The 12,503-nt window shown below is 71.7% G+C and carries 6 protein-coding genes; 3 read left to right on the top strand and 3 right to left on the bottom strand.

Annotated features, from left to right (window positions below; translation table 11 throughout):
• From ABZS69_RS66550 to ABZS69_RS66540, 3 genes are all read right to left on the bottom strand, one after another.
• A partial coding sequence (locus ABZS69_RS66550; protein WP_355395407.1) for a beta-ketoacyl synthase N-terminal-like domain-containing protein occupies nt 1-1,346 on the bottom strand: 1,346 nt, incomplete at its 3' end.
• Nucleotides 1,347-1,413: 67 nt separating this feature from the next.
• Complete coding sequence (locus ABZS69_RS66545) at nt 1,414-2,691, bottom strand: activator-dependent family glycosyltransferase (protein WP_355395404.1); 1,278 nt, start codon at nt 2,689-2,691, stop codon at nt 1,414-1,416.
• A 168-nt stretch (nt 2,692-2,859) separates the two neighbouring features.
• A complete protein-coding gene (locus ABZS69_RS66540) occupies nt 2,860-3,915 on the bottom strand; it encodes a helix-turn-helix domain-containing protein (RefSeq protein WP_355395401.1) in 1,056 nt (351 codons plus the stop codon).
• Between the two features lie 299 nt (nt 3,916-4,214).
• Between ABZS69_RS66540 and ABZS69_RS66535 the strand changes: the two genes are divergently transcribed.
• From ABZS69_RS66535 to ABZS69_RS66525, 3 genes are all read left to right on the top strand, one after another.
• On the top strand, nt 4,215-5,114 hold the full coding sequence (locus ABZS69_RS66535) for a proline iminopeptidase-family hydrolase (RefSeq protein ID WP_355395398.1): 900 nt from the start codon (nt 4,215-4,217) through the stop codon (nt 5,112-5,114).
• A gap of 71 nt (nt 5,115-5,185) precedes the next feature.
• Entirely contained in the window at nt 5,186-6,424 is a 1,239-nt protein-coding gene (locus ABZS69_RS66530) for a type III PLP-dependent enzyme (protein ID WP_355395395.1), read from the top strand.
• Nucleotides 6,425-6,519: 95 nt separating this feature from the next.
• The coding region (locus ABZS69_RS66525; RefSeq protein ID WP_355395392.1) for an SDR family NAD(P)-dependent oxidoreductase at nt 6,520-12,503 on the top strand (5,984 nt) is incomplete at its 3' end.

Here is a 12,503-nt window from a genome sequence, read left to right as displayed (position 1 = left end):
ACCCCGAACGACGACACCCCCGCCCGCCGCGGACGATCCGCCGGCTGCGACCACTCCCGCGCCTCCTCCAGCAGCCGCACCCGGCCCCGCTCCCAATCGACATGGGTCGTGGGCGCCGACACGTACAGACTCTGCGGAAGCACACCCTCACGAGCGGCCATCACCATCTTGATCACACCGGCCACCCCAGCGGCGGCCTGCGTGTGACCGATGTTCGACTTCACCGACCCCAGCCATAACGGCTCCACCGACTCCCGCCCCTGCCCATACGTGGCCAGCAGCGCCTGAGCCTCAATAGGGTCGCCCAACGCGGTCCCGGTCCCGTGCGCCTCGACCACGTCCACTTCCCAGGCCGACACCCCGGCGTTCGCCAGCGCCTGACGGATCACCCGCTCCTGCGAAGGACCGTTCGGCGCCGTCAACCCGTTGCTCGCACCGTCCTGGTTGACCGCCGATCCCCGGATGATCGCCAGGACCTGGTGGCCGCGGGCGCGCGCGTCGGAGAGGCGCTCCAGCAGCAGCATGCCGACGCCCTCGGAGAACACGGTGCCGTCGGCGTCGTCGGAGAACGCCTTGCACCTGCCGTCGCGGGCCAGCCCCTGCTGCCGGCTGAAGTCCACCATCAGCTCGGGCGTCGGCATCACGGTCACGCCGCCCGCGAGCGCGAGCGTGCTCTCCCCGCCGCGCAGCGACTGGCAGGCCAGGTGGATGGCCACGAGCGAGGAGGAGCACGCGGTGTCCACCGTCACCGCGGGCCCCTCGAAGCCCAGGCTGTAGGCGACCCGGCCGGAGATGACGGAGCTGGTGTTGCCGGTCTGCACGTACCCCTCGGCGCCCTCGGGGAACGGTCCGAGCCCCGAGACGTACCCGGTCTGGGTCCCGCCGACGAAGACGCCGGTGGGGGTGCCGCGCAGCGTGCCGGGGTCGATCCCGGCCTGCTCCAGCGCCTCCCACGCGACCTCCAGCACCTGGCGCTGCTGCGGGTCCATCACCAGGGCCTCGCGCGGGCTGATCCCGAAGAAGCCCGCGTCGAAATCGCCCGCCCCCGCGAGGAAACCGCCGTCACGCGCGTACGTCGTCCCGCTCACGTTGTGGTCGGGGTCGTAGAGCGCCTCCATGTCCCAGCCCCGGTCGTCAGGGAAGGAGGACATTCCAGAACGGCCCTCGACCAGCATGTTCCACAGGTCCCTCGGCGAGTTCACCCCGCCGGGGTAGCGGCAGCTCATCGCCACGATCGCGATCGGCTCGCGCTCCTTCGCCTCGACCTCACGCAGCCGCCGGCGGGTTCGCTGGAGGTCGGCGGTAGCACGCTTGAGGTAGTCCCGGAACTTGTCGTCAGTAGCCATGGGAAATCTCAACCAGCCTTTGGGTAGTGAGGTGGAACGAGGCGAGCCGGGCGGGATGGCGGGTCGGCTAGCCGACCGCCTGCCGGTGGCGGATCACGAGTTCTTCCAGGTCCTTGACCAGATCGTGCGGGGTCGGGGTCTCCTGGATCTCCTGCCTGGCCTTCCGCGCGCGCTCGGCGAAGGCGGAGTCGTTCAGGACCCGCTGCAGCTCGGTGCGGAGGGTGCTCGCGGAGAACTGTTCCGGCGGCAGGTGCACGCCGGCCCCGTAGGTGTCGATGGTCGCCGCGACCTGGTCCTCGTCGTGCAGCGCGTGCGGGATGATGAGCTGCGGCACCCCGTTGAGCAGCGCCGTCAGGGTGCTGCCGGTCCCCGCGTGGTGGACGATCGCCGAGCAGGTCCTGAGCAGCGGGTCCAGCGGCGTGAACCCGGGGATCCGGACGTTGCCGGGGACCGTGACCCCGTCGGGGACGGAGGCGGGGCCCAGCAGGGCCACGACCTCGATGTCCAGGTCGGCGACCGCCTCGAACAGCTCGGGATACCCCAGCTCCGCGCGGCCGTTCCACACCTCCTGGTAGGAGTTGCCCAGGGTGACGCAGACCCGCGGCCGCTCCGGCTCCGACCGCAGCCAGTCGGGGATGGTCCCGACGCCGTTGTACGCCACGTAGCGCACGGGCAGGTGGTCGTACTGCGCCGGCAGGCGCAGCCAGGAGGGGAGCGAGTCGATGGTCGTCTGGCCGAGGACGAGGTCGTCGTCGTATTCGCAGCCGTACTTCTCCAGCTTGGCAGTCAGCCAGTCGCGTACCGGGTCCTCGCCGGCGGCCTCCGGCCGTTCGGCCCGCAGGCGCAGGAACAGCTCGCGTAAGCGGCCCCAGTGGTCGCGGCCGATGGTCGTCCGGGCGTGCGCGGCGCCGCAGGCGGCCGCCGCCACCGGTCCTGTGAACGTCATGCTGTCCCAGATGACCAGGTCAGGGCGCCACGAGCGGCAAAAGTCGACCAGACCGTCGTAGACCGACTCGTCGGTGTTCAGGTCCAGCGCCATCGGGGAGGCGAAGGCCGCGAGGCAGTCCCGTACGTACTCGTAGGTGAGCACGTCCGGCCGGACCTCCGTGATGGAGTATCCGGACCCGTAGATGGTCTCCTCTGGTGCCAGCTCCGCGAGGCGCTCGGCGTATCTCGCCTCGTCGCCGACGGGGACGCCGATCAGTCCCGTCTCACGCACCAGGGGCATGAGGTCGGGTTGGGCCGCGATCACGACGTCGTGGCCCGCGGCCTTGAGCGCCCAGCCGAGCGGCACGACGAGGTTGAGATGAGCGCTGGCCGCGAGTTGGGTGACAACGACGCGCATTCGGCCATCCTTCCGGCAGGTACGAGGGTCGGTCAGAATGTCGGCCGGGCGGCGGCGCGCTGCGCCCTCCGCTCACAGATGGGTGTCGTGAGCGGTCCGCCTGGGCCTTATCGACTCTCACGAGACAGTAATCAGCCACGTGAAAGGCACCGACCCCTAGATCACCCCTCAGGTCCCCCTGCGGATTTCCCCCGCGCTGGGGTGCTCGCCGAGCCGTCGCAGGGTCAGCGCGAGGGTGAGGCGGGCCCTACCCTGTGCCGACTGCACCGGGAAGCCGAGCTCGCTCTCCGCTCGGGCCAGGCGCGCGGCGACGGAGGTGCGGTGGATGTAGAGCCGGGCCGCGGTCCGGCGGATGGAGTCGCTGGCCGCGAACACGTCCAGCGTCGCCAGAACGGACTCGCCGTTGGCCCCTTCCGCCAGGCGGTCCAGCGCGGCGACGTCCGGGGATCCGCCGACGGCCTCGTACGGCAGGTGCTCGGCGAGGAGGGCGAAGCCGCCCAGCCGGTCCCAGTGCACGACCCTGCCCCACAGCTCCCCCGGGCCGGCGAAGCGCAGCGCCGTACGTGCCTGGTGCCAGGCCCGCGCGGCGCTCGCGGACGGGACGCGGGGGCTCACCCCGGCCCTCGAACTCGTGCTCGCGAGGGCGTCGGGCCAGGGCGGGCCGGAGACGACGACCCCGTGCAGCTCGCCGAGGCGGGCCGCCCTGCCCCCGAGCCCGGAGGCGTCACCGGCGACGGCGAACACCTGCACCGGCCGATCCGGCCTCAGCCCGAGGAGCTTCAGCGCCCGGCAGCGTCCGGCCTCGTCGACGGCCGAGCTGAGGACGAGTTCGACGAGCGCCGGGTCCCCGAACGCCGGGCCGGGGTCCCTCTTGCCCAGGACGGCGGCGCAGGCGATGGCGAACCGTTCGATGAGCATGGCGTCGATCGGGTACGCGGGGCCGCGCCGTTCGATCCACACCTCGCCGCCGTTCGCGAGCCCGAGCTTCCTCGCGTCCGGATCGGCGGGCCCGTCCGGCGTGCCGCCATCGGCGCTCACGCGCCGATGCACCCCCAGACCGGGAACGCTCACCCCTACGGGGCACTCCGCGAGCCGCGCGGCTTCGATGAGCAGCCGGTCCAGATCGGTGCCGTTCTGTAGGAGCGCGTCGAAGAAGCTGATGACCCGGAGTTCGTCGCCCGCGCGGGCATCTAGTTCGGAAAGGCGCAGCAGCAGGTGCTTCATCGGATCGACCTCGGCTCTGAATTCGCGTTCACCCGGGCGCGGAAAAGGCGACCCCGGTCCGAGAATGTTCGCGACGGAACGCTATACGGATACCGGGGCGATGCGACGGACACGGGGCGCGGAAAGCCGCTCTATAGGGGATGCGCACGGGTCGGATAGGGGTCCGCCCGCAATCGGCCTTCACCTAGCGTCGGCATGGCCGCCCACCTGTGTCAACGACCGGCAGATCGGGCGGCGCCGCGATGAATGGCCCAGGCGTGGGGCGCCGTCTCCGCGCCGAGCGTGATGAGGTGGTTGAGTTGGCCCGAGCCCCCGGCGCAAGGGGAACCCTTCCGTTCGGCGACCACGTGACCTGGTACCGGATGACCGGCACCCCGGGGAAGGGGAAACCGGCGGTCGTGGTCCTGCACGGAGGGCCCGGCGGCACCCACGACTACCTGCTCCCCCTGGCGGACCTCGCCGACGCGGGCTGGCCGGTCGTCCACTACGACCAGCTCGGCAACGGCGGCTCCACCCATCTCGACGACGCGGACCCGGCGTTCTGGACGCCGGGCCTGTTCGACGACGAGCTGGGCAACCTGGTGGACCGCCTGGGCATCGCCGGCGACTACGTGCTCTTCGGGCATTCCTGGGGCGGGCTGCTGGCCGCCAAACACGCCTCGCACCGGCCGTCCGGGCTGCGCGGGCTGGTCATCGCGAACTCGCCGGCCTCGTACCTGGAGTGGCGGAAGGAGCTGAAGATCCTGCGCGACCTCCTGCCGACCGGGGTGAACGAGACCCTGCTCGCCCACGAGGCCGCCGGGACGACGGAGACCCGCGAGTACTTCGACGCGATGATGGTCTTCTACGACCGGCACGTGATCCGGACGCGGCCGTGGCCCCGCGAGTTCCAGGCCACGTTCATGGACACCCTCAGCAATCCGACCGTCTACCAGGCCATGAACGGGCCGTGCGAGTTCCACGTGATCGGCAGCCTGAAGGACTGGGGCGTCACGGATCTCCTCGCCGACATCGCCGTGCCCACGCTGGTGATATCGGGCCGGCACGACGAGGTGACCCCGGAGTCCATACGGCCTTTCCTGGAGCTCATCCCCCAGGCCCGCGGAAAGGTCTTCGAGGAGTCCAGCCATTCGCCGCATCTGGAGGAGCCGGAGCTCTTCCGGCAGGTCATGCTCGAATTCCTCAAGGGCCTGGCCTGAATTTCAGCACGGGCAGCGCTTTCGTGAATTCGGCCGCCGCTCTTCATGTCCTTGCCCGAAGGAGAGAAATCTTGAACGACGCCACCGATATCGTGAAGAGCGACGCCGAGCTCGCTGCTCACTACGGATCGCCGCTGTACGTCTACGACCTCGAACGTGCCGTCGCGGCGCATCAGGACCTGCGCGCCTCGCTGCCCGAGGGAGCGGTCGTCTATTTCTCGTTCAAAGCCAACCCCCACCCGGAGATCGCCGCGGCGCTGCGTGAGAGCGGCGGTTCCTCGTGCAGGGCCGAGATCAGCTCCACCGGCGAGCTCGCGGCGGCTCTGCAGGCGGGTTTCAGCCCGCTCGACATCCTCTACACCGGGCCCGGCAAGACGACCGAGGAGGTGGAGGCCGCCCTGGAGGCCGGCGTCCGCCGGTTCTCGGTCGAATCGGTCAACGACCTGCGCCGGATCGGGCAGGCCGCGTGGGAGCAGGACACGGTCGCCGACTGCCTCCTGCGGGTGAACAGCACCGCCTCGGGGGCCACCACCAGCATCCGCATGACGGGGTCGCCCTCCCAGTTCGGCTTCGACAGCGAGACGCTCCCCGAGCTCATGCCGGAGCTGCGGTCGGTGCGCGGCACCCGCCTGTCGGGGATGCACCTGTTCTCGCTGAGCAACGCCAAGGACGAGGAATCCCTGATCGCCGAGTTCAAGCACACGATCACCGCGGCGGCCGAGGTCCGCGACTCGACGGGTCTGGAGCCGGAGCTGCTGGACATCGGCGGCGGCTTCGCCTCCCCCTACCTCTCCCCCGGCGAACGCCCCGTCTACGGCGGCCTGCGCGCGGCGCTGGAGGAGGTCCTCGACTCGCACTTCCCCGGCTGGCGGAACGGCAGCCCCCAGGTCGCCTGCGAATCTGGGCGCTACCTCGTCGGCGACTGCGGCCGGCTCGTGTGCACCGTCACCAACGTCAAGGAGAGCCGCGGCGGCAGGTTCGTCATCCTGGACGCCGGCATCAACACGCTGGGCGGCATGTCCGGGCTCGGGCGGCTGCTGCCGGTCTCCATCGAGCTCGACTCCGCCGAGCCGGTGGAGCGGGCCAACCTCGTCGGCCCCCTGTGCACCCCGGGCGACATCCTCGGCCGCAACGTCTCCGTACCGGATCTGAACCCCGGGGACGTGGTGACCATCCCGAACGCGGGGGCCTACGGCATGACGGCCAGCCTGCTCATGTTCCTGGGCCGCCCGGCGCCCACGGAGATCATCATGCGGGGCGACCGGGTCGTCTCCTCATCCCACATCCTTTTCGTCCGCATGTACGCGTAGAACCACCGGCCTGCCCTGCAGGTACCCCATCGTCGGCTGTCCCGGATCAAGCGCCGCGGACAGGATCACTGCGGTTCATATGGAGAGTCAAACAGATGAGCCAGTCCGGAAACAGCGAATTCGAAGCCAGCGGCACCCCGACGACGAGCGCCGGACCAGCGGCGGCCTTCACACTTCGACTGGCGGGCCTCTCCATCGCGGAACGCCGGGCGTCCCTGATCGAACTGGTGAGCCGGACCACGCTCGACGTCATGAGCGCCGTGCTGCCCGGGCTGCTGGAGACGGTCTCCGCCGAGCAGACCTTCAAGGACATGGGGCTCGACTCTCTCGCGGCCGTCGAACTGCACGACCGGCTGGTCGCCGAGCTCGGCACCGAGCTGCCGATCGGCCTCGCCTTCGACCACCCGACGCCGACCGCCCTCGCCGGCTACCTGCTCACCGCATTGGGACTCGGGGAACGGGAGAGCGCCGAGATCACGGCCGCCGTCGGCTCCGACGAGCCCATCGCGATCGTCGGCATGGCCTGCCGCTACCCCGGCGGCGTGGCCACGCCCGAGGAGCTGTGGGACCTGATCACCGAGGGCCGGGAGACGGTTACGGGCTTCCCGACCGACCGGGGGTGGGACCTCGACCGGCTCTTCGACGACGACCCCGACTCCGGCAACACCACCTACGCGCGGGTGGGCCACTTCCTGCACGACGCCGCGGAGTTCGACGCGGCGTTCTTCGGGATCAACCCGCGTGAGGCCGTGGCGATGGACCCGCAGCAGCGGCTGATCCTGGAGACCTGCTGGGAGGCCGTCGAACGGGCCGGCATCAACCCCCAGACCCTGCACCAGAGCCGGACCGGCGTCTTCATCGGCGCCGAACCGCAGGACTACGGCCCCCGGCTGCACCAGGCGCCCGCCGACGTCGAGGGCTATCTCGTCACCGGCGCCGCGCCGAGCGTCGTCGCCGGCCGGGTCGCCTACACGCTGGGCCTGGAGGGGCCCGCGGTGACGGTGGACACCGCCTGCTCGGCGTCGCTGGTGGCCATCCACCTGGCCTGCCAGTCGCTGCGCACCGGGGAGAGCCCGCTGGTGCTCGCGGGCGGGGTGACCGTGATGTCCGCGCCGGGAACGTACACGGCCTTCAGCCGCCAGCGCGTCATCGCCGCCGACGGCCGCTGCAAGGCCTTCAGCTCCGACGCCGACGGCACCGGCTTCTCCGAGGGCGTCGGCGTGCTGCTGATGGAGCGGTTGTCGGACGCGGTGGCCGCCGGTCATCGGGTGCTGGGCGTGATCCGCGGGTCGGCGGTCAACCAGGACGGTGCCAGCAACGGGCTGACGGCGCCGAACGGTCCTTCGCAGGAGCGGGTGATCCGCCAGGCGCTGGCCAATGCCGGAGTGTCGGGCACGGAGGTGGACGCGGTCGAGGCGCACGGGACCGGGACGGCGCTCGGCGACCCGATCGAGGCGCACGCGCTGCTGGCCACGTACGGGCGGGACCGGGACGCGGCCGAGCCGTTGTGGCTGGGGTCGCTGAAGTCGAACATCGGACACACGCAGGCCGCCGCCGGGGTGGCCGGTGTGATCAAGATGGTGCTGGCGATGCGGCACGGGACGCTGCCGCGGACCTTGCACGTGTCGGCGCCCACGACCCATGTCGACTGGGAACGGGGCCAGATTCGGCTGCTGGAGCAGGCGCGGGAGTGGCCGCAGCCGGAGGACCGCCCGCGGCGGGCCGGGGTGTCGTCGTTCGGGGTGAGCGGGACCAACGCGCACGTGATCGTGGAGCAGGCTCCCGAGCCCCGGCATGACGCGCCCGGGGACGCCCCGGTGGTGTCGGGCACGGTGCCGTGGGTCGTGTCGGGGCGCGGTGAGGAGGCGTTGCGGGCCCAGGCCTCCCGGTTGGCCGATCATGTCGATGCCCGGCCCGAGGTGCCCGCGGAGGACGTCGGGCTGTCCCTGGTACGCGCCCGCGCGGCCTTCGAGGACCGCGCCGTGATCGTGGGCGCCGACCGGGAGGAACTGCTGAACGGCCTGCGCGCGCTGGCCGCCGGCGAGTCCGATCCCGCCCTGGTCACCGGTACGGCGTCGGGCCGGCGGGATGCGGTGCTGGTGTTCCCGGGACAGGGAGCGCAGTGGGCCGGGATGGGCGTGGAACTCGCGCAGGCCTCACCCGTGTTCGCCGCCCGGCTGGAGGAATGCTTCACCGAGATCCGGCGGTGGGTCGACTGGGACCCCGCCCAGGTGCTCGCCGACGCCGACGGGACCGGGCTGGACTCGATCGAGAGACTGCAGCCGGTCGCGTTCGCGGTCGGGGTCGCACTGGCCGCGCTGTGGGAGTCCGTCGGCGTCCGCTTCTCGGCGGTGGTGGGCCACTCACAAGGTGAGGTGGCGGCCGCGTGTGTGGCGGGGGTGTTGTCGCTGGCCGACGCGGTGCGCGTGGTCGTGCTGCGCAGCCGGTTGTTCGCCGCCGAACTGTGGGGACGCGGCGCGATCGCCGCCGTGGGTCTGCCCGCCGAGGTGGTCCGCGAACGGCTGGATGCCGGGTTGGAAGTCAGCGCGGACAACGGGCCGGCCTCATGCGCGGTGGCCGGGCCGGTCCAAGCGTTGGAGGAGCTGGTCGAGCGGCTGCGCGCCGAGGGGGTGCGGGCGCGGGTGATCGCGACCACGGTGGCCTCGCACTCGGTCATGGTGGAACCCCTGCGCGAGCGACTGCAGGAGATGCTGGACCCGATCGTGCCGGGGCCGGGCTGGATACCGTTCTATTCGACGGTGAGCGGCGGGGTGCTGGCGGGCACGGAACTGGGAGCGGAGTACTGGTTCGCCAACGCCCGCCGACCCGTGGACTTCCAAGGAGCGGTGCGGGCACTGCTGGCCGACGGCCACTTGACGTTCATCGAAGCGAGCCCCCACCCGGTGCTGGCGATGGCGGTGCAGGACATCCTGGACGCCACCGGCACGCCGGGAGCGGCGGTCGGGTCGCTGCGCCGCGGCGAGGGTGGCGCGGATCGGTTCGTTCGTTCGGTGGGTGAGGCGTTCGTCGCCGGTGTCAGCGTGGACTGGGAACGACTCCTCACCGGCGCAGGTGTCGAGCTTCCGACGTATGCGTTCCAGCATCGGCGTTACTGGCTGGAGTCCGCTCCGGTAGGGGTGTCGGACGCGAGCGGGCTGGGCCAGGCGCGAGTGGACCACCCGCTGCTCGCAGCGGCGGTGGACCTGCCCGACCACGGCGGCATGGTCCTGACCGGCCGGATCTCCACCGCCACCCACCCCTGGCTGGCCGACCACGGCGTGGGAGAAACCGTGCTCTTCCCCGGCACCGGCTTCGTCGAACTGGCCGTACGCGCTGGAGACGAGATCGGCAGTCCGGTGCTGGAAGAGCTGACCCTGGAAGCGCCCCTGATCATCGAGGGCGACGAAGCCGTCCAACTCCAGGTCGCCGTGGCCGCCGCCGACGAGGACGGCCGCCGCGAGGTGACCGTACACGCCCGCACCGGCCAGCACCCCTGGACCCGCCACGCCACCGGAACCCTCACCCAACCGACCGGCACCACCCACACCACCGACGGGCAATGGCCACCCACAGGGGCACAGACGGTGGACGTCTCCAGCCACTACGAAACGCTCGCCGAGGCCGGGTACGGATACGGTCCGGCCTTCCAAGGACTCAAACGAGCCTGGATCCGCGACAACGAAGTGTTCGCCGAGGTCGAACTCGACGAGCGGGAAGCCGCCGAAGCCGACCAGTACGGCATCCACCCCGCCCTCCTCGACGCCGCACTACACGCCACCGGCCTCATCGAACAGGCAGACGGGGTGGCGCTCCCGTTCGCCTGGAACGGGGTGGAGCTTCTCGCCTCCGGCGCCCAACGCGTGCGCGTCCACGCCCGGCCTACCGAGGACGGCGCCACCAGGATCAACATCGCCGACGCCACCGGAGCCCCGGTAGCGGTCGTCACCAGCCTGATCTCCCGCCCGCTGCCGGCCAGTGGACTGTCGTCACGACCCCAGCCCGGGCACGAGGCGCTGCATCGGGTGCAGTGGATCCCGCTGCCGGGCGACCTGCCGGGCCCCACCGCAGGCGACGTGGCGGTGGTGGGCGAGCGGTGGCCCGCTTTGGCCGCCGCCGAGTACGCGGACGTGGCGGCGCTGGGTGAGGCGGTCGCGTCCGGGCAGGCCCTTCCGGCCGCCGTGGTGATGCGCCTGCAGGCGGCGGCCGGCGGCCAGGACCCGTTGGAGGGGTTACGGCCGGAGCTGGACCGGGTCGTGGGTGTGCTGAGCGACTGGCTGGCCGACGAGCGACTGGCCGAGTCCCGGCTGGTGCTGGTCACCAGCGGCGCGGTGACGATTGACGCCGCCGGCGGCACCGTGGCAAACGGCAACACCGATGGTGGTGTGCTGATCGGCGCGGCCGTCTCGGGGCTGGTGCGTTCGGCCCAGGCCGAGAACCCCGGCCGGATCCTGCTGGTCGACCTCGACGACGCGGCCGAGTCGCTCACCAGCCTGTCCGCGCTGGTCGGGGTGGAGGACGAGCCGCAGCTGGCAGTGCGTGCCGGGCAGGTGCTGGTGCCCCGTCTGGCCCGCGCGGACACCTCCGGCGACCTTCCGACGCCCGCGGGGCCGGACGCCTGGCGGCTGGACTGCCCCGGCAAGGGCTCCCTCGACGGGCTCACCCTGATCCCGGCCCCGGAAGCCGAGCGGGAACTGGCCGCTGGCGAAGTGCGGGTGGACGTCCGCGCGGCCGGGCTGAACTTCCGCGACGTGGTCGTGGCGCTGGGCATGGTGCCCGAGCAGGGCGAGCCGATCGGCGGCGAGTTCGCCGGGATCATCGCCGAAGTCGGACCCGGGGTGGACGGGCTGCGGGCCGGCGACCGGGTGATGGGGCTGGGCGAAGCCGCGTTCGGTCCTCGGGTGGTGGTCGATCAGCGACTGGTGGTCGACCTGCCGGAGGGCTGGTCCTTCGCCCAGGGAGCCGGGGTGACGGTAGCGTACGCGACCGCCTGGTACGCCCTGGTCGACCTGGCCGGGCTCACCCGCGGCGAGCGGGTGCTGATCCACTCCGGTGCCGGCGGCGTCGGCATGGCCGCCATCCAGATCGCCCGTCACCTGGGCGCAGAGGTGTTCGCCACCGCCTCACCCGCCAAGCAGCACCTGCTGCGGGCGCTGGGCGTGCCTGAGGGACACATCTCCTCCTCCCGCGACCTCGACTTCGCCGACGCCTTCGCCTCCATCACCGGCGGCGAGGGGATGGACGTGGTGCTCAACTCGCTGGCCGGGCCGTTCACCGACGCCTCGCTCGACCTGCTCACCCCCGGCGGCCGGTTCATCGAAATGGGCAAGACCGACCGCCGCGACCCCGCCGACGTCGCGGGCACCCACCCCCACGTCCGCTATCGCAGCTTCGACCTGATGGACGCCGGACATGAGCGGATCGGCGGCATGCTGGCCGAGATGCTGGAACTGTTCACCAGCGGCGGGCTGGCGGCGCTCCCCGTGCGATGCTGGCCGGTCCAGCAGGCCCGCCAGGCCTTCCGGCACATGGCCCAGGCCCGCCACACCGGCAAGATCATCCTCACCATGCCACGCCGCCTGGACCCCGACGGCACCGTACTGATCACCGGCGGCACCGGCGGACTCGGCGCCATCCTGGCCCGCCACCTCGCCACCGGCCACCACGTCAAACACCTGCTCCTGGCCTCCCGAAGGGGAGAGCAAGCCCCCGACGCCGACCAGCTCCGCGCCGACCTGGAGACAGCAGGCGCGACGGTCGAGATCGCGGCCTGCGACCTGTCCGACCCCGGACACGTGGCCACCCTCCTCGACCGCATCCCCGCCGACCGCCCCCTCACCGCCGTCTTCCACACCGCCGGAGTGCTCGACGACGGCGTGGTCACCTCCCTCACCCCCGACAAGCTCGACCGCGTACTACGCCCCAAAGCGGACGCCGCCTGGCACCTCCACCAAGCCACCCGCCACCACGACCTGGCCGCATTCGTCCTCTACTCCTCCTCCGCCGCCACCCTCGACAGCGCCGGACAAGGCAACTACTCAGCCGCCAACGCCTTCCTCGACGCCCTGGCCACCCACCGCCA

Source organism: Nonomuraea sp. NPDC005650 (genome assembly GCF_040605375.1).
Taxonomy (GTDB): Bacteria; Actinomycetota; Actinomycetes; order Streptosporangiales; family Streptosporangiaceae; genus Nonomuraea.
Note: the sequence above shows the minus strand (reverse complement) of the source record. Positions and strands in the feature narration are given on the sequence as shown.